General features: G+C 64.8%; 18 protein-coding genes, 2 tRNA genes and 1 pseudogene. 18 read left to right on the top strand and 3 right to left on the bottom strand.

The genetic code is table 11. The annotated features are described in order from the left end of the window. The first annotated feature begins 9 nt into the window (after positions 1–9). The 7 genes from ilvC to V9L17_RS15950 all read left to right on the top strand — a co-directional run bounded on the left by ilvC (position 10) and on the right by V9L17_RS15950 (position 10625). Positions 10–1113 carry a ketol-acid reductoisomerase gene (gene ilvC, locus V9L17_RS15980; RefSeq protein ID WP_337345919.1) on the top strand — a complete coding sequence of 368 codons (1104 nt, stop codon included), beginning with the start codon at positions 10–12 and terminating at the stop codon, positions 1111–1113. 127 nt (positions 1114–1240) lie between these two features. Further along, entirely contained in the window at positions 1241–2830 is a 1590-nt protein-coding gene (gene serA / locus V9L17_RS15975) for a phosphoglycerate dehydrogenase (protein ID WP_337345920.1), read from the top strand. A gap of 206 nt (positions 2831–3036) precedes the next feature. Next, positions 3037–5832 (top strand): ABC transporter permease, encoded by a 2796-nt coding sequence (locus tag V9L17_RS15970; RefSeq protein ID WP_337345921.1) that lies wholly within the window; start codon positions 3037–3039, stop codon positions 5830–5832. Continuing rightward, complete coding sequence (locus V9L17_RS15965) at positions 5829–6584, top strand: ABC transporter ATP-binding protein (protein WP_131131755.1); 756 nt, start codon at positions 5829–5831, stop codon at positions 6582–6584. The genes V9L17_RS15970 and V9L17_RS15965 overlap by 4 nt, the downstream gene beginning before the upstream one ends. A gap of 33 nt (positions 6585–6617) precedes the next feature. Next, on the top strand, positions 6618–8177 hold the full coding sequence (gene metG / locus V9L17_RS15960; protein ID WP_337352141.1) for a methionine--tRNA ligase: 1560 nt from the start codon (positions 6618–6620) through the stop codon (positions 8175–8177). 171 nt (positions 8178–8348) lie between these two features. After that, positions 8349–9401: a 3-isopropylmalate dehydrogenase gene (locus tag V9L17_RS15955; RefSeq protein ID WP_310161981.1), complete on the top strand. Its 1053-nt coding sequence runs from the start codon at positions 8349–8351 to the stop codon at positions 9399–9401. 111 nt (positions 9402–9512) lie between these two features. Further along, complete coding sequence (locus tag V9L17_RS15950; RefSeq protein WP_337352140.1) at positions 9513–10625, top strand: branched-chain amino acid aminotransferase; 1113 nt, start codon at positions 9513–9515, stop codon at positions 10623–10625. A 120-nt stretch (positions 10626–10745) separates the two neighbouring features. On the opposite strand, the gene V9L17_RS15945 is transcribed toward V9L17_RS15950, so the two are convergent. Beyond that, on the bottom strand, positions 10746–11345 hold the full coding sequence (locus tag V9L17_RS15945) for a hypothetical protein (RefSeq protein ID WP_337352139.1): 600 nt from the start codon (positions 11343–11345) through the stop codon (positions 10746–10748). Positions 11346–11470: 125 nt separating this feature from the next. On the opposite strand from V9L17_RS15945, the gene V9L17_RS15940 reads away from it, so the two are divergent. From V9L17_RS15940 to V9L17_RS15900, 10 genes and pseudogenes are all read left to right on the top strand, one after another. Further along, positions 11471–12271: an MBL fold metallo-hydrolase gene (locus V9L17_RS15940; protein WP_337352138.1), complete on the top strand. Its 801-nt coding sequence runs from the start codon at positions 11471–11473 to the stop codon at positions 12269–12271. 41 nt (positions 12272–12312) lie between these two features. After that, positions 12313–13089 carry a fumarylacetoacetate hydrolase family protein gene (locus V9L17_RS15935; RefSeq protein WP_337348933.1) on the top strand — a complete coding sequence of 259 codons (777 nt, stop codon included), beginning with the start codon at positions 12313–12315 and terminating at the stop codon, positions 13087–13089. A 71-nt stretch (positions 13090–13160) separates the two neighbouring features. Then, positions 13161–14675 carry a glutamate--tRNA ligase gene (gltX, locus tag V9L17_RS15930; protein WP_337348932.1) on the top strand — a complete coding sequence of 505 codons (1515 nt, stop codon included), beginning with the start codon at positions 13161–13163 and terminating at the stop codon, positions 14673–14675. After that, positions 14675–15412 carry an HAD family hydrolase gene (locus V9L17_RS15925; RefSeq protein ID WP_337352137.1) on the top strand — a complete coding sequence of 246 codons (738 nt, stop codon included), beginning with the start codon at positions 14675–14677 and terminating at the stop codon, positions 15410–15412. The genes gltX and V9L17_RS15925 overlap by 1 nt, the downstream gene beginning before the upstream one ends. Before the next feature lie 150 nt (positions 15413–15562). After that, positions 15563–15634: transfer RNA gene (locus tag V9L17_RS15920), tRNA-Gln, on the top strand. 130 nt (positions 15635–15764) lie between these two features. After that, a tRNA-Glu gene (locus V9L17_RS15915) sits at positions 15765–15837 on the top strand. A gap of 122 nt (positions 15838–15959) precedes the next feature. After that, positions 15960–16238 (top strand): annotated as a pseudogene (locus V9L17_RS21330) (acyltransferase family protein); the annotation flags it as partial. Between the two features lie 26 nt (positions 16239–16264). After that, complete coding sequence (locus V9L17_RS15910; RefSeq protein WP_337352136.1) at positions 16265–16834, top strand: acyltransferase family protein; 570 nt, start codon at positions 16265–16267, stop codon at positions 16832–16834. A 7-nt stretch (positions 16835–16841) separates the two neighbouring features. After that, entirely contained in the window at positions 16842–18617 is a 1776-nt protein-coding gene (locus V9L17_RS15905) for a dynamin family protein (protein WP_337352135.1), read from the top strand. Next, the gene (locus tag V9L17_RS15900) at positions 18614–20230 is read left to right on the top strand and encodes a GTPase (RefSeq protein WP_337352134.1); all 1617 of its coding nucleotides are present in this window, start codon (positions 18614–18616) and stop codon (positions 20228–20230) included. The genes V9L17_RS15905 and V9L17_RS15900 overlap by 4 nt, the downstream gene beginning before the upstream one ends. A 42-nt stretch (positions 20231–20272) precedes the next feature. On the opposite strand, the gene V9L17_RS15895 is transcribed toward V9L17_RS15900, so the two are convergent. Both V9L17_RS15895 and V9L17_RS15890 read right to left on the bottom strand, forming a co-directional pair. Next, positions 20273–20812, bottom strand: a complete 540-nt coding sequence (locus V9L17_RS15895) for a DUF1697 domain-containing protein (protein WP_337348927.1) — start codon at positions 20810–20812, stop codon at positions 20273–20275. 43 nt (positions 20813–20855) lie between these two features. After that, entirely contained in the window at positions 20856–21575 is a 720-nt protein-coding gene (locus tag V9L17_RS15890; protein WP_066292257.1) for an IclR family transcriptional regulator, read from the bottom strand. A gap of 112 nt (positions 21576–21687) precedes the next feature. Between V9L17_RS15890 and leuC the strand changes: the two genes are divergently transcribed. Beyond that, a complete protein-coding gene (leuC, locus tag V9L17_RS15885; protein ID WP_337348926.1) occupies positions 21688–23142 on the top strand; it encodes a 3-isopropylmalate dehydratase large subunit in 1455 nt (484 codons plus the stop codon). The last annotated feature ends 9 nt before the right edge of the window (positions 23143–23151 follow it).

The raw sequence follows: 23151 nt of genomic DNA, 5'->3' as shown, positions 1-23151 counted from the left end.
CGTCCCGCTATGCAGCGCAATGCCCGTGCAGTACCGCAACACCACAGACTGTCTACCCAGAGAAACCACTCAAGAGGAGTTACCCAAGTGACTGAAATGTTCTACGACGACGACGCCGACCTGTCGATCATCCAGGGTCGCAAAGTTGCGATTGTCGGCTATGGTTCCCAGGGCCACGCCCACGCGCTGAACCTGCGCGACTCCGGCGTCGAAGTTACCATCGCCCTGAAGGAAGGCTCTTCCTCCATCGCCAAGGCTCAGGACGCCGGCTTCACGGTCAAGAACGTGGCCGACGCCGCCGAGTGGGCAGACGTCATCATGATCCTGGCACCGGACCAGCACCAGCGCTCGATCTTCAATGACTCCATCAAGGACAAGCTGACCCCGGGCAAGGCACTGGCCTTCGCACACGGCTTCAACATCCGCTTCGGCTACATCGAGGCCCCGGAGGGCGTTGACGTCATCCTGATCGCCCCGAAGGCTCCCGGCCACACCGTGCGCCGCGAGTTCGAAGCCGGCCGCGGTATCCCCGACATCATCGCCGTTGAGCAGGACGCATCAGGCGCTGCATGGGACCTGGCCAAGTCCTACGCCAAGGCAATCGGCGGCACCCGCGCCGGCGTCATCAAGACGACCTTCACCGAAGAAACCGAAACCGACCTCTTCGGTGAGCAGTCCGTCCTGTGCGGCGGCGTCTCCCAGCTGGTCCAGTACGGCTTCGAAACGCTCACTGAAGCCGGCTACCAGCCGCAGATCGCCTACTTCGAGGTGCTGCACGAGCTCAAGCTCATCGTTGACCTCATGTGGGAAGGCGGCATCGCCAAGCAGCGCTGGAGCGTTTCCGACACCGCAGAGTACGGCGACTACGTTTCCGGCCCGCGCGTCATCACCCCCGAGGTGAAGGAAAACATGAAGGCCGTCCTCGCGGACATCCAGAACGGCGCCTTCGCCAAGCGGTTCATCGAGGACCAGGACAACGGCGGTGTGGAGTTCAAGGCCCTGCGCGCCAAGGCAGAGCAGCACCCGATCGAAGCTGTCGGCCGTGAACTGCGCGGTCTGTTCTCCTGGCAGCAGCAGGACGAGGACTACGTAGAGGGCTCAGCAGCCCGCTAAGGTTGCGCCCCCACGCGCCCTTCACGGCGCGCCAGTGAGGCCGGGTTCACACTTAACAATGTGAGCCCGGCCTTTCCGTCAGCCTAGACTTGACTTATCCCCAGGACTGCAACGCAGAGGATCAACCGTGTCAAAACCCGTAGTACTGCTCGCCGAAGAACTTTCGCCCGCCACGATCGAGGCCCTGGGCCCGGACTTCGAGATCCGCCAGACGGACGGCGCCGACCGGTCCCAGCTGCTCTCCGCCATCGCCGATGTGGATGCCATCCTGGTCCGCTCTGCCACGCAGGTGGACGCCGAAGCCATCGCCGCAGCGAAGAACCTCAAGGTCATCGCACGTGCCGGCGTCGGCCTGGACAACGTGGATATCAAGGCTGCAACGCAGGCAGGTGTGATGGTGGTCAACGCCCCCACCTCGAACATCGTCTCCGCCGCGGAACTGACGGTAGGCCACATCCTGAGCCTGGCACGGCACATCCCGCAGGCCAGCTCCGCCCTTAAGGGCGGTGAATGGAAGCGCTCGAAGTACACGGGCATCGAACTCTTCGAGAAGAAGATCGGCATCATCGGCCTCGGCCGCATCGGCGCCCTGGTCGCCGCCCGCCTGCAGGGCTTCGACACCGAAATCCTCGCCTACGACCCCTACATCACCTCGGCCCGCGCGGCGCAGCTCGGCGTCAGGCTGGTCAGCCTCGACGAGCTCCTGAGCCAGTCCGACTTCGTCACCATCCACATGCCCAAGACCCCTGAAACCGTTGGCATGCTCGGCGCGGACGCCTTCACCAAGATGAAGTCCACCGCCTACGTCGTCAACGTCGCCCGTGGCGGCCTGGTGGATGAGGAAGCCCTCTACGCCGCGCTCCAGGACAAGCAGATCGCCGGCGCAGCCGTGGATGTCTTCGTCAAGGAACCCAGCACCGATCTGCCGTTCTTCACCCTGGATAACGTCATCGTGACTCCGCACCTGGGTGCCTCCACCGATGAGGCCCAGGAGAAGGCTGGCGTTTCGGTCGCCAAGTCCGTGCGCCTGGCGTTGGCCGGAGAATTGGTTCCGGACGCCGTCAACGTCGCCGGCGGGGTCATTGCCCCCGACGTCCGCCCGGGCATCCCGCTGATCGAGAAGCTGGGCCGGATCTTCACCGCGCTGACCCACGCCTCGCTAACCCAAATCGACGTCGAGGTTGCCGGCGAAATTGCTGCGCTGGACGTCAAGGTCCTCGAACTCGCAGCCCTGAAGGGCATCTTCGCCGACGTCGTGACCGAGCAGGTCTCCTACGTCAACGCCCCGGTCATTGCCGAACAGCGCGGCATCAACACCCGCCTGATCACCACGCCGGAAGCAGAGGACTACCGCAACGTCCTGACCATCAGGGGCGCGCTGAGCGACGGCTCACAGATCTCCGTTGCGGGTACCCTCACCGGGCCCAAGCAGGTTGAGAAGCTCGTGGGCCTCAACGGCTACGACGTAGAGATTCCCATCAGCGAGCACCTCGTGGTGGTGGCCTACTCCGACCGTCCCGGCGTGATCGGCACCATCGGTCATATCCTGGGCATGAACAACATCAACATCGCCGGAATGCAGGTTGCGCGCCAGGCGGAGGGTGGCCAGGTGCTGGCCCTTCTGACGATCGACAGCTCCGTGCCGCAGCAGGTGCTGGACGCCATCAAGGCAGGCATCGGCGCCGAAATGGTCCGCGAAGTGGACCTCGAGGACTAGCATCCCCAGCATGTGAACTACGCGTGACCTCGACTTAACGTCGGCCACGTATGATTGGCCGGTCTGCTTACAATGGCTAGGTCCTGATTCAGGACCGGGCCGGCAGGCCGGCCAATACTTTACGCACACCAGGCAGGAAACCAATCCTCACGTCCGTCAACCGCGGATGATGGTGTGCGCACGCAATCCAGGTTTCAGGGAGCCCAATGAACGCCGTCCAGAGGTTCATCAGAAGCAAAGTGCTGCTGCTGACCGCGGCCATCTTGATCGCAGCCATGTGCTTGTCGGTCCTCGTCCAAGGCCAGTCGCAGGCCGCACTTAACAGGACCGTGGATGAGAACTCACGCGGACTTTACGATGTTCTGGTCCAGGCCAAAGCGGGATCCGGCGCGCTGATGCAGCCGGAAATCGCCAGCGGCAGCGGGGGCATCAGCTTCGAACAGCTGGAGTCCATCCGCGACCTGACGGGCACGTCGGTGGCAGCGCCGATCAGCCTGGTCTCGCGAGTGACCCAGAACCTTGAAGCACCGCGGTTGGACGCCATGGACTACCTCGGCTACAACGCCGGGCTCGCCGGTACCGCCACAGCGGACCAGGCCGCGGGTGCGACCTCACCGGACAAGTGGCCGGCCGCAGAATCGGTCCTGAGCGACACCGCCAAGAAGTACCGCCTCACGGCCAGCGCCGTCAGCTCCGACGGCGTTTCCGAGCAGACCCTCTTCAAATCCACGGCGGAAGGCAGCCTCGGCAAGGCCAAGCTCGTGGAGGAACAGGCCGCCGGAGGAAGCAGCATCCGCATTGCCGCCCCCAAGGACGAAACCGGGATCAAGTTCCCTGACCCGGCCGGCGGCTCCGAGCACAACCTCTTTAATCTTTCCGTGTCGCTGCCCTTGTCGCCCGAGGTAACGGAGTCCGTCGTCGCCGTCGATCCTGTGGCCGAACGTGCGCTGCTGGGTTCGGCTGGTGACTTCCTGGCTCCGTTGGAGAAGGCGCCGCCCGCCGATGCCCGCAACGCCGGGGCCATTGGCCGTCACTTCGAAAGCCTCTTCACCAACGGCATCAGCACGGAAGAGCTGGCGGAGGGCCCTGACTTCCTGGGCGTTAAGCTCAAGTACTGGGCACCCCTGATGACCCAGTACCAGCAGGCAAAGCGTAACGGTCAGCTCACGGCGGACTCACAGGCCATCCCCCTGATTGTCCGTTCGGGCACATCCCTTGACCTGAAGTACAACGTCAAGATCGAAGAGATCGACGACTCCGGCAAGGTGGTCAAGGAGGTCGGGACTGCCTCCCGTTCCCTGGACAAGGACTACCTTCCGTTCGTGTCCAAGGATCCCTTCGCGTTGTCCTGGCCCGGTTCAACCGATCACTCGTCCGTCCTTGGCAACCAGGGCAACTTCAACCAGGGCCTTTACACACCGGCCACCTGGAGCACCGACTTTGCCGCCGCGCCGAAGTACACCGATGGCGAAACCGCGGCCAACGGCGCCGTCGAAAAGTCGGCCGTTCCCGGCGAGTGGGTGACCGTTAACAGGCTGCCTGAGAAGACACCGTCCGGCGGTCCGGTTGATCAGACCCAGCGTGAGCCCGTGGATGAGCGCTCGTACCGCGAAAACCTGGAGACGGGGGAGAAGCTGGCAGCGCCCCTCGCGATGGTCTACGGAACCTTTGACCCGTCAGCTGTGGCAAAGGCAGCCGGCGACGTCAACCGGCTCCCACTGGGCGGCTACGACCCCACGCCGTTCACCCTGACCAAGGACGCGGACGGCAAGGACGTCACGGCTACCGAACTCGAGCCCTCCCTCAGCGCCACCGGCCTGGCGAGCCAGTCGGCTGGTGCAATCACCGACTACTACGGCCTCGCCGCTGCCCGCGGTTATAAGGACAACGCCGCCGTCATCGACGCTGTGCGGGTCCGGGCCAAGGCCCCCGGAAGCTGGAAGCAGGCACAGCCCGACGTCGAAAAGCTGGCCAGTGAGATCCGCGAGATGGGCCTGGAAGCCACTGTTGTTGCCGGCTCCGCCCGCGAGGATGCCAGCATCTTCGTTCCCGGCTACTCAAAGGACGGCGCCGGCAAGGAATCGGCCCTGGGTACCGTCCAGCAGTCCTGGGTACGGCAGAACGCCGCCGACGCCGTTTCCGGTTCGCTGACCGGAACCAACGTCACCCTGTTGTTCCTGACGCTTTGTGGAGCTGCCCTGCTGACAGGTGCCTCCACCGTCAGCTACATCCGCAAACGCAAGAGTGAAGCCGGAACCCTGCGCGCCATGGGTTGGACCCAACGGCGGATCCGCAGCTGGGTGCTGGAGGAATTCGGCGTTGGTGCCGCGCTCCTCGCCGTGGCGGGAATCGTCCTGAGCGTTGTGAGCTGGAGCCTGACAACGGTCATCGTGTCCGCATCAGTCCTCGTGCTGTATGCGGCAGCAGCCTTCTTCGCGGCGCAGCAGCTGCGGCACCGTGACGTTGTGGACCAGGAACCGCAGCACGACGAGCGCCTGATCCCGGTGGATTCTCCCTTGACGTTCGCCAACAGGCAGCTCAGCACCAACAAGTTCAACACGCTCTCGCTGGCCGTGGCCGTGGGTGTCTTCGGGGCCGCTGTTGGCGGCTTGATCGCATTGCTCATCGACATCCCACGGGCCGCCGGCGCAAGCGCACTGAGCGGACTCGCCGCCGCCAGCGTCGCTTTCCCCAGCATCCTTTTGGCCCTTTCGGGCGTGATTGTGGGACTCGTGCTCACTTTGGTGACCGGACGGTTTGAGCTCAACGCGAAACGCCAGTACCTTGGCATCCTTGAAGCCATGGGCTGGAATCCGGACATGCTCCGTCAGGTCCGCCTGTTCGAAAACGCGCTGGTGGGCACGGTGGCGCTGCCGCTGGGCGTGCTGGGCGCGCTGGGCATTGGGCTCCTCCTTGCCCCCTATGCCGCCCTGTGGGCCGGAGTCGCCGGCCTCGTGGCTGTACTTTGCTGGATACCGATTGCAACGAAAGTGGTCCAATGACAAACGAGACGAATGTTCACCGGAGCCGGAGGTCCGGCTCGGTTGAGGCGCCCCTGCAGACCCGTGCCAACACCATCGTCAAGGCCTCGGACCACGGGACCCCGCTGGAACTGAGCGACATCACCATTCGGTATGGCGGGGGCAAGGGCGGTGCGGAAGCTGTCAGCGTTGTCGAAGGCTTTGACCTGACGCTTCACGCCGGCGAGATGCACTGTGTCGCCGGCCGAAGCGGATCCGGCAAGACCAGCATCCTGACCGTGGGCGCGGGCCTGACGCTGCCGACGTCGGGCCGGGTCTTCTGGGAAGGCGATTCGCTCGAAAGCATGGGCGACGACGAAATCGCCGACCGCCGTCGGGCCCTCATCGGCTACGTGGACCAAGGCGGGGCACTGATCGACGGCATGAGCGCGCTGGAAAACGTGCTGCTGCCGGCCGTGCCCGACGGCGAGGTGGAGCAGCGCCGCGACATGGCCAAGGACCTGTTGGACCTCGTTGGGCTGGGCCGCCGGATGAGGCACCGCCCCGCACAGCTCTCGGGCGGCGAACGCCAACGTGTGGCCATAGCCCGTGCGCTGATCCTGGGCACCCGTGTCCTGGTGGTGGACGAGCCGACCGCAAGCCTGGACAGGGCATCCGCCAACCGCATCATCAGCATCCTCAAAGACACCACTAACGACGGAATCGCAGTGCTGGTCGCTTCACACGACCACGAACTGGTCCGCCTGAGCGATACGCTGACTGAACTTATCTAGCCCGTCCCTTCGCACCAAAGGTACCGTCCGCACGTGACTGCTCCAGAGAAAACCCCCTTCTACATCACCACTGCCATCACGTACCCCAACGGGGTGCCCCATATCGGCCACGCGTATGAGTACATCGCCACCGATGCCATGGCGCGGTTCAAGCGGTTGGACGGTTATGACGTGATGTTCCTCACCGGCACGGACGAGCACGGAATGAAGATCGCCCAGACGGCCGAAAAGGAAGGCATCACTCCCAAGGAGCTGGTGGACCGCAACGCCGAGGTTTACAAGGCTGCGCACTCCGCCCTGGGTATCACCTATGACCGGTTCATCCGCACCACGGACGAGGACCACTACGCCGCCTCGCAGGCCATCTGGAAGAAGATGGAAGCCAACGGCGATATTTACCTGTCCAAATATGAGGGCTGGTACTCCGTCCGCGACGAAGCTTTCTACGTTGAGGACGACACCGTGGTCAAGGACGACGGCGTGCGCTACTCGAAAGAGACCGACACTGAGGTGACCTGGACTGCGGAGGAGAGTTACTTCTTCCGGCTGTCCGCCTACCAGGACCGCCTTCTGGCGCTGTATGAGGCACAGCCCGAATTTGGCGCGCCGCAGTCCCGATTCAACGAGGTCATCAGCTTCGTTAGGCGCGGCCTCGAAGACCTGTCCATCAGCCGAACCACTTTCGACTGGGGCGTTCCCGTCCCCGGCAACGACAAGCATGTGATGTACGTCTGGGTGGACGCCCTCACCAACTACCTCACCGGTGTGGGCTACCCCGATGTCGACTCGGAATCGTTCAGGAAGTTCTGGCCCGCCGACGTCCACGTCATCGGCAAGGACATCTCGCGCTTCCACGCCATCTACTGGCCAGCCTTCCTGATGAGCGCCGGGCTGGAACTGCCCAAGCGCGTCATGATCCACGGCTTCCTGCACAACAACGGCGTCAAGATGTCCAAGTCACTCGGCAACGTCGTGGCGCCCGCAGATTTCGTGGCGCAGTACGGCCTGGACCAGGTACGGTTTTTCTTCCTCCGCGAGGTCCCGTTCGGCGCCGACGGCAGCTACAACCACGAAGCCATCGTGGGGCGCATGAACTCCGACCTCGCCAACAACTTCGGAAACCTGGCTCAACGGTCACTGTCCATGGTGGCCAAGAACTGCGAAGGCCAGGTACCGGTACCCGGTCCATTCACCGCTGCGGATACGGCGATCCTGGAGCAGGCCAACGGGTTGCTCGAGGCGGCACGGGCCGCCTTCGAAAAGCAGGAGTTCAGCCGCGCCCTTGAGGCCATTTGGGCCGTCCTGGGAGACACCAACGCCTACTTTGCGGACCAGGCGCCCTGGGTCCTGCGCAAGACCGACGTCGAACGCATGAACACAGTGCTGTACGTGACGCTGGAAGTGCTGCGGATTGTGGCTATCCTCGCGCAGCCGGTCATGCCCACCGCCACAGCTGCGCTACTGGATACACTCGGCCAGCCCGACGGCGCGTCCCGGCAGTTCGCCGCGCTCACCACACCGATCGCGGCAGGAACGCCGCTGCCCGCTCCGGCCCCGGTTTTCCCCAAGTACGAGGAGCCCACCGAGGCCTAGCATCACGGACGCTCTCTCACTTCCTCTTCCGAGGTGAGAGAGCGTTTGCCGTTAACGTGCAGGAAGTGAGAGAGGGCCGCCCCGAAACGTGCAGGAACCGGGAGAGCGTCCGGGGTTTCGAATAATGAGACGGTTTGACCATAATGTGGATGACTTGGCTACCCTGAAATCATGAGCGCATCCACCATCAATCTCGCTGTCATTCCCGGTGACGGCATTGGCCCCGAGGTCATTGCCGAGGCACTGAAGGTCCTCGAAAAGGCCGTCGCCGCCGAAGGTGTTGACCTCGAGCAGCACCACTACAAGCTCGGCGCCGAACACTGGCTGGCCACGGGGGAGACCCTTCCGGATGAGGTCCTGGAGGACCTGCGGACGCGCGACGCGATTCTCTTCGGCGCGGTTGGTGCAGCACCCGGCGACACCCGGATCCCGTCCGGCATCATCGAGCGGGAGATGCTGCTCAAGCTCCGCTTCAGCCTGGACCACTACGTCAACCTGCGGCCATCCCGGCTCTTTGGCACGGTGGGGAGCCCACTGGCCAACCCTGGAACCATCGATTTCATTGTCGTCCGTGAAGGAACCGAGGGCCCCTACGTCGGCAACGGCGGCACGCTGCGCGGCGGCACTCCGCACGAAGTAGCCACCGAGGTCTCACTGAACACCGCTCACGGCGTGGAGCGTGTAGTCCGCGATGCCTTCCGCCGTGCCAGCGCACGCGAACGCAAGCATGTCACCCTTGTCCACAAGCACAACGTCCTGGTCTTCGCCGGCCACCTGTGGAAGCGGACCGTTGAGGCTGTGGCCAAGGAATTCCCCGAGGTCACCCACGACTACCTGCACGTAGACGCGGCCACGATCTTCATGGTCACCGATCCGTCGCGCTTTGACGTTATTGTCACAGACAACCTCTTCGGTGACATCCTGACGGACCTCGCCGCGGCCATCACCGGCGGCATCGGGCTGGCCGCCTCGGGCAACATCAACATGGACCGCACCGCGCCCTCCATGTTCGAACCCGTCCACGGTTCCGCACCGGACATCGCCGGGCAGCAGAAGGCGGACCCCACCGCCGCCATCCTGTCAGCGGCACTTCTGCTGGACCACCTCGGCTACACCGAGGCGGCCCGGAAGATCGAAGCGGCGGTCATCACCGACGTCGAAAACCGCGACGGCGGCTCCCGCACCACCAGTGCCATCGGAGATGCCATCGCCGCAGCGCTCTAGGCCGTGCCCTAGAGACTCGGTTAACCGGCGTAAGCTAGTTTCGAATCACCAAATGCTGCCCTGGGGTTCAAGGATGAACCACATCCACACGCAGCCGATCGTGGAGGAACCATGACTCAGACCGCCCATGGCGTCGAATTCAACCAGCAGCCCTCGGCAACCCCGAAGTCCGCTGAAGAGCGTGCAGCCATCCTGGCCAACCCAGGGTTCGGCAACTACTTCACCGACCACACCGCCATAGTCGACTACAGCGTCGACGAGCACGGCGAGGGCGGCTGGTACGACCCCCGGGTCGAGGCCTACGGACCGATTTCGCTGGACCCGTCCGCGGCAGTTTTGCACTATGGCCAGGAGATCTTCGAAGGTCTCAAGGCCTACCGCCACGCCGACGGATCCATCTGGACGTTCCGCCCTGAAGCCAACGCCGCCCGCCTGAACAAGTCCGCCCGCCGGTTGGCCTTGCCGGAGCTTCCCGTGGAGTACTTCCTGGGCGCCATCCGTGAGCTGGTTGCCGCAGACAAGGAATGGGTTCCGGCCGGCGATGGCGAGGCCCTGTACCTGCGTCCGTTCATGATCGCCACCGAAGCTTTCCTGGGTGTTCGTGCGGCGCGTGAAGTGTCATTCCGCGTCATTGCTTCCCCGGCCGGCAACTACTTCGGCGGCGAACTGAAGCCCGTTTCCATCTGGATTTCCCGTGAGTATGCACGCGCAGGCCGCGGCGGCACGGGAGCGGCAAAGTGCGGTGGCAACTACGCGGCCTCGCTTATCGCCCAGCAGGAGGCAGAGGCCAACGGCTGCAAGCAGGTGCTGTTCCTGGACCAGTTCAATGACAACGCCGTTGAAGAGCTTGGCGGCATGAACGTCTTCTTCGTGATGAAGGACGGCTCCCTGGTCACTCCCGCCCTCACCGGCACCATCCTCGAGGGCGTCACCCGGATGTCAGTCATCCATGTGGCCAAGGACATGGGACGCAACGTCACCGAACGCAAGATCACCCTGGACGAGTGGCGTGACGGCGTGGCCTCCGGCGAGATCACCGAGGTGTTCGCCTGCGGAACCGCTGCTGTTATCACTCCCATTGGCGTGCTGAAGGACGCCACGGAGTTCATTGGCTCCGAAGACGCCAAAGCGGGGGAGACCACCATGGCCATCCGCGAGCAGCTTTTGGGCATCCAGACCGGCGCCCTGCCAGACACGCACGGCTGGCTGACCCGCTTGGCCTAGCCGGGATACAGCGCAAGAGAAAGGTACGACGGCGGCTGGCCGGCACTGCGGTACGTCAAGCGCAGTGCCGGGCAACCGCCGTCGTTCTTCCATTTCTGCAGGCAAAGCCGGCCCCGGGCATCAGCGCCGCGCGGCCTTCCGGGCAGCGTTCTTGAGCGCCTTGCGGGACACCGGCTTCAGGGCCTTGCGGGCAGCTTCGTCCTTGAGGGCCTGGTTGCGGCGGGCGTCTATCATGTCGTTCCACAGCGTCGTTGCGAAGGTGCCGCCATCCTGCGCGTACACATCATAGGGATAGCCCGCAAAAATGGACGGCGTGGTGCTGCCTGTGGGCAGTTCCCTGCCCGTTGCCGTCGCGACGGCGTCCGCGACGGCCCAGGTCCGCGTCAGATGGTGGACCAGGTTTTCCTGGACAAAAACGTTCGCATCGCTGGAGGCAGCAGCGCGTCTGAGGAGTGCAGCCAGGTCATCAGCCAGGAAGGTAGCCGCCTGTTCTTCGACGGGTGTTGGACGTGACCGGAAATCCTCCGCGACGCCTTCCACCGCCTCGCTCCAGTCGGACGTCTCGCGGAACGTCCGCCATGTGGGAAACCACACGATCGCTCCAGTCGCGTGGTTATGGATGTGCTGCAGACCGCTGTTTTTCTCGGTGGCAGCGTGGTCATGGCCAGCTGAGTCAGCTTCGGCGATGAGGTCTGCAATGGTGCGGGGTGTGTCGCTCATGTGTCCGGTTCCGGCTTTCCTGATGGAGATCTTGTGCTCTTCATGGTGGTCAACCCGGTTTGTTAGCTGTTCTATTCCGGCGGCGGGACCGGTGCCGGAGCCGCGGCTGGTGCAAAGATGGGTTTGTGACTTCAGCTTCCAGCCTTGGCCTGCAGCGCAGCTCTGCCTTGACGCAGTTCGTCCTTGCCCCCAATCCTGGACCCATGAGCCTGGAGGGCACCAACTCCTACGTATTACGGGGTGGCGGTAGCCCGTCCGCTGTTGTAGTGGACCCCGGACCGCTGGACGAACAGCATCTTCAGGCGCTGGCGGCTGCTGGACCCGTCGAACTCATCCTGGTCACGCACCGGCACGCGGACCACACGGCCGGTTCAGCCGCGCTGCATCAGCTGACGGGCGCGCCGGTCCGAGCCGCCGAACCCGCCCACTGCCATGGCGGCGGGTCGCCCCTCCTGGACGGCGAGATCGTCGTGTTGGCGGGCCTGGAAATCCGGGTCCTGGCCACACCCGGCCACACCTCTGATTCCGTCTGCTTCCACCTTCCCGACGACGGCGGCCGCGGTTCCGTGCTGACCGGCGACACCATCCTGGGCCGCGGCACCACCATGCTGGACTACCCGGACGGGACGCTCGGGGACTACCTTGCCTCGCTGGACAGGCTGGAAGCGCTGGGGGCCGCAACGGTCCTGCCTGCCCACGGGCCCGTGCTGCCGTCCCTGGAGGCGATCGTCCGCGACTACCGAGGCCACCGGCACGAACGCCTCGACCAGATCCGGGCCGCACTGGACCGGCTGGGCCGCAACGCCGCCGTCAGTGACGTCGCCGACGCCGTGTATTCCGACGTCGGACCATCTGTGCGGCGTGCGGCCGAAATGTCTGTCGCAGCGCAGCTGGACTACCTGCGCGGAGGCGCCGGGCACCGTTGAATGCGCCGGGCCGCACGGCCGAAGACTGTAGGCTGGGAACCATGCGTATTGCCAGGTTTGTAGTCGATTCTGATCCCCTTTACGGCATTGTGGAGGGCCAGCCAGGCAGTGAGGAAATCACTGTCATCCACGGTGACCCGTTCTTTAACGGCGTGGAGCGTACGGCGGTCCACCACAAGCTCGAAGACGTCCGCCTGCTCGCGCCGATCATTCCCCGCAGCAAGGTGATTGGCGTTGGCCGCAACTTCGTGGAGCATGCCCATGAACTCGGCAACGAGGTGCCTGCCCATCCGCTGCTCTTCCTGAAGCCCAACACGTCCGTAGTGGGCCCGAACGACCCCGTTGTGCTGCCTGAATTTTCCGAGGAAGTCTCCTTCGAGGCCGAGCTGTGCGTGGTCATTGGCCGGATCTGCAAGGACGTCCCGGAGGAACGCGTCGACGACGTCATCTTCGGGTACACGTGCGGTAACGACCTCACCGCCCGGGATGTCCAGAAAACGGACCTGCAGTGGGCGCGTGCCAAGGGCTTTGACACATCGGCGCCGCTGGGGCCGTGGATCGAGACCGAACTGGACACCGAGGACCTCCAGATCCAGGGCCGGCTCAACGGCGAGCTGCGGCAGGACGGCAGTACCAGCCAAATGATCCGCAGCGTCCGGGAACTGGTGTCCATCGTCTCGCAGGCCTTCACCCTGCTGCCGGGGGATGTCATCATGACTGGAACTCCTGCCGGGGTGGGCCTGGTGCAGGCCGGCGACCGCTATGAAGTGGAGATCGAAGGGATCGGGCGGCTGTCCAACCCCATCGTGCGCCGCTGACGGTCCGCCCAACCCGACGGTCCCGGGACGGAGCAGCAGGGCAGGCAGCAGGCGGTAAAGTTGGAGCCACTATGACTACTGCTTCTGCGTCGAACCCTGCCTCCGTCCCCACCGTTACCGCCGACACCCCCGTGCGTGTCCGGTTCTGCCCCTCACCCACCGGGACGCCGCACGTGGGCCTGATCCGCACGGCCCTGTTCAATTGGGCCCACGCCAAGCACACCAAGGGCACGTTTGTGTTCCGCATTGAGGACACGGACGCGGCACGCGACTCGGAAGAGAGCTACCAGCAGTTGCTGGAAGCCTTGAAATGGCTGGGGATCACTTGGGAAGAGGGCGTGGAGGTCGGCGGTCCGCACGAGCCGTACCGTCAGTCTCAGCGGCTGGACCTCTACAAGGACGTCGTCGCCAAGCTCCTTGAAGCGGGTTACGCCTACGAGTGCTACTCCTCGCCGGAGGAAGTCGAGGCACGCCACCGTGCCGCCGGACGCGACCCCAAGCTCGGTTACGACAACTTTGACCGGGAACTCAGTGAAGATCAGCTCGCGGCGTTCAGGGCCGAGGGCCGCCAGCCGGTCCTGCGCGTCCGGATGCCTGACGAGGACGTCGTTTTCACTGACCTGGTCCGCGGCGACATCACGTTCAAAGCCGGAAGTATTCCGGACTACGTCATCGTTCGTGCTGACGGATCCCCGCTGTATACGCTGGTGAACCCCGTAGACGACGCCCTGATGGGGATCACGCACGTACTGCGCGGCGAGGACCTCCTGTCCTCCACCCCCCGCCAGGTGGTGCTGATCCGCTACCTGATGGACATCGGCGTCGCCAGCTACCTGCCGCTCTTTGGCCACCTCCCGTACGTGATGGGTGAGGGCAACAAGAAGCTGTCCAAGCGTGACCCGCAGTCCAACCTGTTCCTGCTGCGCGACCGTGGATTCATTCCCGAAGGCCTGCTGAACTACCTCTCACTGCTCGGCTGGAGCCTTTCGGCCGATGAGGACATCTTCACCGTGGACCAGTTGATTGAATACTTTGACGTCAAGGACGTCCTGGCCAACCCGGCGCGGTTCGACATCAAAAAGGCCGAGGCCATCAACGGCACCCACATCCGCATGCTCGACCCGGAAGACTTCCGTGACCGGCTTGTGCCGTACCTGCGCACTGCAGGCTTCGTGGGGGAGCAGCCCACAGCGCGCCAGGAGGAAATCCTTACCGAAGCCGCGCCGCTGATCCAGGAACGCATCACGTTGCTGGGCGAGGCGCCGGAGATGCTGGGATTCCTGTTCAAATCAGACGATGCCATCGACGTCGCCGACGACGCCCGCAAGGGCATGCCGGAGAATCTCAGCGAGGTCCTCGAGGCCGCCATCGCGGCGCTGGAGCCCATTGCGGAGTGGAACCCTGAGAACATCCAGGCCGCCCTGAAGCAGGCCCTCGTGGAGGACTTGGGCATCAAGCCACGGCTGGCGTTCGGTCCGGTCCGGACAGCCATCTCCGGGCGTCGGATCTCGCCGCCCTTGTTCGAGTCCATGGTGATCCTCGGCAAGGACTCCTCCCTTGCCCGGCTCCGCACCTTCCGCGGCTGATGGCTTCTCCCGGCCAGCGAGCTGACGGTTTCCTTGAGACGCCGTTCGGCACCATCAGGGGGGTTCTCTTCGACATAGATGACACCCTGGTGGACCTTGAATACGCCATGACCACCGCCCTGCGCGAGGTCAGCGAACACCTCCTTCCTGGCCTGGACCAGGCCGGCTGGGAGCGGTTCGGCAGGATCTTCACGCACGAAACCACCCACTACTACGACCGCTACCTGGCCGGGGAACTGACCTTCAACGACCAACGGCTGCTTCGTGGCCGCGCGGCCCTGGGCCATTTCGGCGTGGACCTTGCCGACGGCGAGGAGGCCCATCAGTGGCTTTCCGCTTACGGGCGCGTCCAGCCGGGGTATGTGAGGGCCTTCGAGGATGTCGTCCCGCTTCTTGAAGCCCTTGATGCAGCCGGTGTTCCCTACGGCGCGGTGAGCAACAACGTCCATGACTACCAGCGGGCCAAGCTGGACGGCGCCGGCCTGGACAGGATAAAGCGCCTGGTCGGAACGGACACCGTGGGCGTGGCCAAGCCGGAGCCTGCGATCTACCTTGAAGGCGTCCGCCTCCTTGGCACGCTCCCCGCGGACACCCTCTATGTGGGAGATAACCGGATGCTGGATGCGGAAGGTTCGACGGCGGCGGGCCTGTTGGGCGTTTGGCTCAACAGGGTGGGGGAGCCGCGGCAGGGCTATGCTGGCCACGAGGTCACGTCCCTGGCAGGGTTGCTGGGCTGACCCTGGCCTTGCCGGCTGCCGCCGGACACGTGTGATCCACGTAACGGCGGCTCGATTTGTGCGGTGGAAAAGTCTCGGGTAAAGTAATTACTCGTGCTGAGGCGCCGGGAGCGCTGGTTTAGACCAACGGATCCGGCCCGAAAGTTCCATTGGGATATGGTGTAATTGGCAACACTACGGTTTCTGGTACCGTCATTCTAGGTTCGAGTCCTGGTATCCCAGCTCTGATAAATCCACGGATTTCCGCGGAAAATCAGGGGTTTCAAAGCGGTTCCGCCGATTTGAAACACGGGCTGAGTGTATGAAATACTCACTTAGCCTGAACGGCAGAGATGCTGTTTTGGAAGTACGCGGCCCCATCGTATAGCGGCCTAGTACGCTGCCCTCTCACGGCGGTAACGCGGGTTCGAATCCCGCTGGGGTCACCTCTGAACGGTCCCGGGCACTAGCCCGGGGCCGTTTCTCGTTTCCCCAGGGTTGCCGAACTATGGCTTCGCCGCGCTTCGCTGCACTACTGTGAACCCCATCACTTATTGGGGGAGCGGGCATGCTTGGACACCGGTTTGACGAGGGCAAAAACTCATTAAATGCGCTCAGGCTGATACTCGCTGCCCTAGTGATCGTGTCCCATTCCTGGTGGCTCGGCGGCTACGGCGCTGAACCGCAACCGGGTGGCATGAAACTGGGCACGTGGGCCGTCATCGGATTCTTCGGGATTTCGGGATACCTGATCACCCGGAGCCGAGTACATTCGAGGTCGGCGGTGAGCTACTGCCGCGCAAGGTTTCTGCGGATATTTCCCGGTTTGGCCGTTTGCGTTGCGGCGGTGGCCTTTGTGAGATCGTCTGCTATGTGTTCATCGGACTCGCGTTTGGAATCTTCCGCCTGGAACTGGCGCGAGTGGCAGTACTTTTCCTGTTTGTCCTCGGTTCCGCAGCTGTTTTCGCCGTCGACGCCGGATGGCTCGCCTCACCGACTCCCTACGACTGGCCGTTGATCCCGGTTGTCACCTTTCTGGCGGGTTCCCTGGTGTACCTCTTTCGGGAGCGAATTCCCGCCACGCCCATCACGCTTGGGGTTTGCGCCGTCACGATGCTGGTCATTGCCGGGACAGGGTTTGTCTCGTCGCTGATCCACCTCCCACTGTGCGTCCTTGTGCTGGCTGGTTCCCTCTACGTGCCTTTGGCGGCCGTGGGATCCCGCTATGACATTTCCTATGGCGTCTACATTTACGGTTGGCCCGTCCAGCAGTTCCTGGCTGCCCAGGGCGTCCACACCGCCGTTCCGCCATTAGTGTTCGCTGGCGCCTCCCTGCTGGCCGTTGCCCCGCTGGCGTGGCTTTCCTGCCGCTACGTGGAAGGGCCGGCGCAGCGTTGGCGCCGCTCGTGGGACACCCAGCGAAGGATTGCAGAACTGGCATGATGATGCTGTGACCACCGACAACCAGCCCGACCGGCCAGATCGTCCTCCAGCAACGCCAGCGGCCGCTGGCGTGGATCTCCTTGAGGCCGTACGGCTGGAACTGTCCAAGGTCACCTTTCCCCTCCTGACACCGGGTGCTGAACAGGCCAGGTTGGAGCTCAGGAATGCCATCGCACAGCTTGATGACTACATCCTTCCCCGGTACCGGAGCCTTGAGGCGCCCCTCCTTGCCGTCGTTGGAGGTTCCACCGGCGCCGGAAAGTCAACACTCGTCAACGCCCTGGTCGGGCATCCCGTCACGCGTTCAGGGGCTATCAGGCCCACCACAAGGCAGCCCATCCTGCTGCACCATCCGGCCGATGCCGGCTGGTTCCAAGGGAAACGGGTCCTGCCCAGCCTCAACCGGATCCGTGGCACCGTATCTTCGCAGCCAGTACCGGCCAGCAGGGCCGGTGCGGTTCCGGACCCGTTGGCAGTCACGTCGCTCGTTCTGCTCGCGGACAGCGCCGTTCCGCAGGGCATTGCCCTGCTTGATGCGCCGGATGTCGATTCCATTTCCGAGGACAACCGCAGGCTGGCCGGACAACTGCTCGCTGCCGCGGACCTGTGGGTGTTCGTCACCACGGCGAACCGCTACGCCGACGCCGTTCCGTGGAAACTGCTGCTGGACGCGGCCTCCCGCGACATCCTGGTGGCCGTGGTGTTGGACCGTGTACCGGCCGAGGCAGAGGCAGAAGTTTCTGCGGACCTGCGGAGCCTGCTGGGCAGGGAAGGCCTGGGTTCGGCGGGACTGTTCATCATTGCCGAGACTGACCTTGACGCGCTCGGCATGCTCCCCCCTGCCGCAGTGGAGCCTCTCCGTACCTGGCTGCACAGCCTGGCCGCTGACGCCGTAGGCAGGGGACAGATTGCCCGGCGGACCCTCAACGGAACCGTGAAGGCATTGGCGGGCCGGATTGGCAGCGTGGCGCGGGCGCAGGACGAGCAGGAGCAGGCTGCGGCGGGGCTCAGGGCTGAAACCCTCACGGCCTATCGTGATGCGGAAACGCGGATCCTTGATGCGACGAAGGATGGCGCCCTGTTGCGGGGAGAGGTCCTTGCCCGCTGGCAGGACTTCGTGGGAACGGGGGAGTTCTTCCGCAGCCTTGAACAGGGCATCGGGCGCTTGCGCGACCGGGCGGGCGCGTTCTTCCGCGGCGAACCTGCCCCGGCCGTCAAGGTCGAGGCCGCCATCGAATCCGGGCTGCAGGCAGTCATCCTTGATGAGGCCGCCAACGCTGCCGAGCAGGCAGACAAGCGGTGGCGCGCAGACCCGGCAGGCCGTCAGTTGCTCGGAACCGAGGACCTCTCAGGGGCAGCTATGGATTTCCCCGGAACCGTGGCGGCGGAGATCCGGGCCTGGCAGGCGGACCTGATGGAACTGATCCGGACTGAAGGGCAGGAAAAACGTACCCAGGCCAGATGGTTGTCCTTCGGGATCAACGGCCTCGGGGCAGCGCTGATGGTCGTGGTGTTTTCCATGACCGCCGGGCTGACTGGCCTGGAGGTGGGCGTGGCCGGCGGCACCGCCATCGTGGGCCAAAAGCTGCTGGAAGCGGTCTTCGGTGAAGACGCGGTCCGCCGGCTTGCCCGGAAAGCACGGGAGGATCTCCACCAGCGCACCCGGAAGCTGCTGGCGGAGGAGCAGCGAAAGTTCCTTGACCGGCTCCCCGAGGTGCCCGCTGACCGGGCTCTGCTGGCCCGCCATGTTGAAGCCCTGACGCGGCTTGCGGACACCGCATGAGCCGCCACACCGCTGCCCGTGTCTCGTCGCAGCTGGACGCCCGCCTTGAAGCCCTCAATAGTGCCCGTGAACTCGCCGAGGGCGTGCTGCCCGACGATGTCTTGCAAGACGTGTTGAGGCTGCTGGAGCGCGCCACGTCCCGGCGGTCCCTCTCCGCCGACCACACGGTTGTTGGCTTTTTCGGCGCCACCGGAAGCGGCAAGTCATCGCTCTTCAACGCCGTCAGCGGCGCCGAAATCGCGACGGCGGCCGTTCGGCGGCCAACCACCACCGAACCTTTGGCAGGAGTCTGGGGAGCGGAAGGCAGCGAACCGCTGCTGGACTGGCTGGATGTTCGCAGCCGGCACCATGCCGCGCCCGTGCCCGGGTTCGCGGATGAGGAAACCGGGCTGATTCTCCTCGACTTGCCGGACTTCGATTCCACGAGGGCAGCCAACCGTGAGATCGTGCAGCGGATGGTGGGCATGGTGGATGTCCTGGTTTGGGTGCTCGATCCGCAAAAATACGCCGACGCCGCGGTTCATAACGGCTTCCTTGCACCGCTGGCAGCGCACGGTTCCATCACCCTCGTGGTGCTCAACCAAACCGACCGGCTGCCGGAGAGGGACGTCCAGCCCGTGCTGGAATCATTGAAGGGAATCCTCGCCGTGGACGGCCTGGGGCAGGTCGAGGTGATCGGTGCTTCTGCCGTCACCGGCGCAGGGGTGCACCGTGTCAGGGCCGCTATTCGGCACGTGGTGGTGCGGCGGCAGGCGTCTTCACAGCGACTCACAGCTGACGTGTCCCGCGCCGTCGCACGGCTGCGGGACGCCTCCGGAGCCGGCGAGGCCGCCGGTGTCCGGCCCGGGTCTAAAACGCGACTTGCGGATGCGTTGGCCTCGGCTGCCAACGTGCCCCTGGTGGTGGGAGCCGTGGACCGCTCCTACCGCCTGGAAGCGGCCCGCCGCACCGGGTGGCCGGTGACCCGCTGGCTGCTGAAATTCCGGCCTGACCCCCTGCGGCGGCTTAACCTGCGTAGCAGTGCCCCATCCGAACTCAGCCGCACGTCGCTGCCACCCGCCGGGGCGCCCGAACGCGCGCGGACGGATGCCGCCGTCCGCCAGTTCGGCGACGACGCCAGCGCGGGCGCGCCCGGCCCGTGGCGCGCTGCGATCCGGGATGCTGCCCGTGAAGGCAGGGAGCGGCTCCCGGACGCCCTCGACCAGGCCATTGCGGGCACGGACCTGCTGGCCGCGCGGAAGTCCTGGTGGTGGCCGGTCTTCAACCTGTTCCAGTGGCTTGCCCTGCTGACCGTTCTCGGCGGCCTCGGATGGCTGGGAGTGCTGGCTGGGCTGGGCTACCTCCAGTTGCCTGTCCCCGACGTGCCGCGGGTTGAAGGCTGGCCGATCCCAACCCTGATGATTGCCGGGGGAGCCGCCCTGGGAATTTTCCTGGCGCTTACGGGGAAGTTCATCGGGGCCGTAGCCGCCCGGGCCCGGGCCACCACGGCCAGGAAGCGCCTCCGTGCCGCCGTCGGAGAGGTTGCCCAGGCCTTGGTGGTGGAACCTGTTGACCTTGAGGTCAGCCGACACAGGTCATTCAATACCGCTCTGGACAAAGCGAGGGCGGCGTAGCGCCACTGCCCGCCTGGGTCCGCCGCGTCCGCAGGTGCCTGCCTATGAAAGAGCTGCGGCTGCCTCCCGCACCTTGATCAGGGTCCGCAGGTTCCGGGTGGTGGTAGTTGCCTTGTATTTTGCCTTCGATGAGACCTTGCTGAAGGGGCTGTCCAACGTGCCGCCCGCAGGTGCCAGCCAGGCCAGGGCTTCCGGTCCGAGCCTTTTCTGTTCTGTACCTTCCAGGGCCGCCCCGGCCGCATCCAGTTCATCCAGCATGGCGGTGTCTGAAGCCAGCGTGACATAGGTGTGGGTGGATTTGTCGTCATCCGGGTACGGGCACGCGTCCACCAGTTCGGACACTCTCTGTGCGGTGAGGACAACCACCCAGGCGTCATAGCCGAATGATGTCCGCAGGCAAGCCTCGAAGTCCTTCTTAACGGCGGCGGGTCCCAGTTCGCTGGCCAGGACCACGTTGCCGCTGGCAAGAAGGGTCTTGACGCCGTCAAAGCCCGTGGCTTCCAGGGCTGCCTTGAGATCCGCCATCTTGATATTGATCCCGCCCACGTTGATGCCGCGGAGGAACACTGCGTAGCTGTTCATGCTGAAAGCCTAGCCGCGGCGGCGCGTCACTTGCGGGTACGCCCTAGTCGTTGTTCTTGCGCAGGGCTTCGGTGAGGATCCGGCCTGCGTTGCACACCACTTCGGCGTGCAACCGGCCCGGCTGGCGGGTGAGGCGTTCGATGGGGCCCGAGATCGACACTGCGGCAATGACACGGCCGGACGGTCCGCGCACCGGTGCGGAAACTGAGGCAACCCCCGGCTCACGTTCGCCGAGGCTCTGCCCCCAGCCCCGCCGTCGTACTCCTGCCAGCACCGTGGGCGTAAAGCGCGCGGATTGGAGGCCTTCGAGGAGCCGGTCATGGTCTTCCCACGCGAGCAGGACCTGGGCGGCCGAGCCGGCCTTCATGGAGAGCTGCGTGCCTACCGGAATGGTGTCCCGCAGGCCGATCGGACGCTCCGCGGACGCAACGCACACACGCCAGTCGCCCTGGCGCCGGAAGATCTGGGCACTTTCGCCTGTGGCGTCGCGCAGTTGCATCAGTACAGGTCCGGCGGAAGCGATCAGGCGGTCTTCTCCCGCGGCGGAAGCCAGCTCAACGAGCCTGCTCCCGAGCACGAACCGGCCTTGGATGTCACGGCTGACCAGCCGGTGATGGACCAGGGCAAGGGCAAGCCGGTGGACGGTGGGCCGGGCGAGGCCGGTGGCTGCTACGAGCTGGGCCAGGGTGGTAGGCCCGGCCTCAAGTGCGTCCAGCACATGGGCCGCTTTATCAATGACACCGACTCCACTAGAATTGTCCATGTAATGATATTGCCGTCTCAATATCTGAGATGCAAATGTTTCGGCTGGCGATTTGCACGGCCGCCCTGATTCAGTGGACCTTAACAGCCAACAGCAGTGAAGGGAGATGGCCGTGGCAAAGACACTGGCCGAGAAAGTCTGGGACGCGCACGTGGTGCGCAAAGGCGACGGCGAAGGAGCCAACGCCCAGCCCGACCTCCTCTTCATCGACCTCCACCTCGTTCACGAGGTGACCTCCCCGCAGGCTTTTGAAGGCCTGCGCCTGGCCGGCCGCAAGCTGCGCCGCCCGGACCTCACGATTGCCACGGAGGACCACAACACGCCCACACTGGACATCGACAAGCCCATTGCCGACCTGACCAGCCGCACCCAGATCCAGACGCTGCGCAACAACTGCGCAGAGTTCGGCGTCCGGCTGCACTCCCTTGGTGATGCCGAACAGGGCATCGTCCACGTGGTGGGTCCCCAGCTTGGCCTGACCCAGCCCGGCATGACAGTGGTCTGCGGGGACTCGCACACCTCCACGCACGGCGCGTTCGGCGCGCTTGCGATGGGCATCGGCACCTCCGAGGTGGAGCACGTCATGGCCACGCAGACGCTGTCCCTGAAGCCGTTCAAGACCATGGCCATCAACGTCGAGGGCACCCTCCGCCCGGGCGTCACGGCAAAGGACATCATCCTCGCCGTCATCGCCAAGATCGGCACCGGCGGTGGCCAGGGCTACGTCCTGGAATACCGTGGCTCCGCCATCCGGGCGCTGTCCATGGATGCCCGCATGACCATCTGCAACATGTCCATCGAAGCCGGGGCCCGCGCCGGGCTCGTCGCGCCGGACCAGACTACCTACGACTACATGTACGGTCGCCCGCACGCCCCGCAGGGTGCCGAGTGGGACGCCGCCGTCGAATACTGGAACACGCTGCGTACCGACGACGACGCCACGTTTGACGTCGAGGTGGACCTCGACGCCGACACGCTTGAGCCGTTCGTCACCTGGGGTACCAACCCTGGCCAGGGCGTGTCGCTTTCCGGGTCGGTGCCGTCCCCGGATGACTTCGGCGACGAGAACGCCAAAGCCGCCGCTGAGCGTGCCCTGCAGTACATGGGCCTGGCCGCAGGTACGCCCATGAAGGACATCCGCGTGGACACTGTCTTCCTCGGCTCCTGCACGAATTCGCGGATGGAGGATCTGCGCGCTGCGGCAGACATCATCCGCGGCCGCCAGAAAGACCCCAACATCCGCATGCTGGTGGTACCAGGCTCGGCACGCGTCAGGCTGGAAGCCGAAGCTGAGGGCCTGGACAAGGTTTTCAAGGACTTCGGCGCCGAGTGGCGCTTCGCCGGCTGCTCGATGTGCCTGGGCATGAACCCGGACCAGCTGGAGGTGGGGGAGCGTTGCGCCTCAACGTCCAACCGCAACTTCGAAGGCCGGCAGGGCAAGGGCGGACGCACGCACCTCGTCTCCCCGGTGGTGGCAGCAGCCACGGCCATCCGCGGCACGCTGAGTTCGCCGTCGGACCTTGATCCGGCCCCCGAGTCCGCCGCCATCCGCACCGACGCAGCCTAGGAGACCGAT

Source organism: Pseudarthrobacter sp. CCNWLW207, from assembly GCF_037203945.1.
In the GTDB taxonomy this organism is placed as follows: domain Bacteria; phylum Actinomycetota; class Actinomycetes; order Actinomycetales; family Micrococcaceae; genus Arthrobacter.
Note: the sequence above shows the minus strand (reverse complement) of the source record. Positions and strands in the feature narration are given on the sequence as shown.

Excerpts from the sequence above, each read along its gene's own strand:
- ilvC (WP_337345919.1), top strand. The coding sequence starts at position 10 with ATGCAGCGCAATGCCCGTGCAGTACCGCAACACCACAGACTGTCTACC.
- V9L17_RS15970 (WP_337345921.1), top strand. The coding sequence starts at position 3,037 with ATGAACGCCGTCCAGAGGTTCATCAGAAGCAAAGTGCTGCTGCTGACC.
- V9L17_RS15965 (WP_131131755.1), top strand. The coding sequence starts at position 5,829 with ATGACAAACGAGACGAATGTTCACCGGAGCCGGAGGTCCGGCTCGGTT.
- V9L17_RS15955 (WP_310161981.1), top strand. The coding sequence starts at position 8,349 with ATGAGCGCATCCACCATCAATCTCGCTGTCATTCCCGGTGACGGCATT.
- V9L17_RS15950 (WP_337352140.1), top strand. The coding sequence starts at position 9,513 with ATGACTCAGACCGCCCATGGCGTCGAATTCAACCAGCAGCCCTCGGCA.
- V9L17_RS15945 (WP_337352139.1), bottom strand. The coding sequence starts at position 11,345 with ATGAGCGACACACCCCGCACCATTGCAGACCTCATCGCCGAAGCTGAC.
- V9L17_RS15935 (WP_337348933.1), top strand. The coding sequence starts at position 12,313 with ATGCGTATTGCCAGGTTTGTAGTCGATTCTGATCCCCTTTACGGCATT.
- gltX (WP_337348932.1), top strand. The coding sequence starts at position 13,161 with ATGACTACTGCTTCTGCGTCGAACCCTGCCTCCGTCCCCACCGTTACC.
- V9L17_RS15925 (WP_337352137.1), top strand. The coding sequence starts at position 14,675 with ATGGCTTCTCCCGGCCAGCGAGCTGACGGTTTCCTTGAGACGCCGTTC.
- V9L17_RS15900 (WP_337352134.1), top strand. The coding sequence starts at position 18,614 with ATGAGCCGCCACACCGCTGCCCGTGTCTCGTCGCAGCTGGACGCCCGC.
- V9L17_RS15895 (WP_337348927.1), bottom strand. The coding sequence starts at position 20,812 with ATGAACAGCTACGCAGTGTTCCTCCGCGGCATCAACGTGGGCGGGATC.
- V9L17_RS15890 (WP_066292257.1), bottom strand. The coding sequence starts at position 21,575 with ATGGACAATTCTAGTGGAGTCGGTGTCATTGATAAAGCGGCCCATGTG.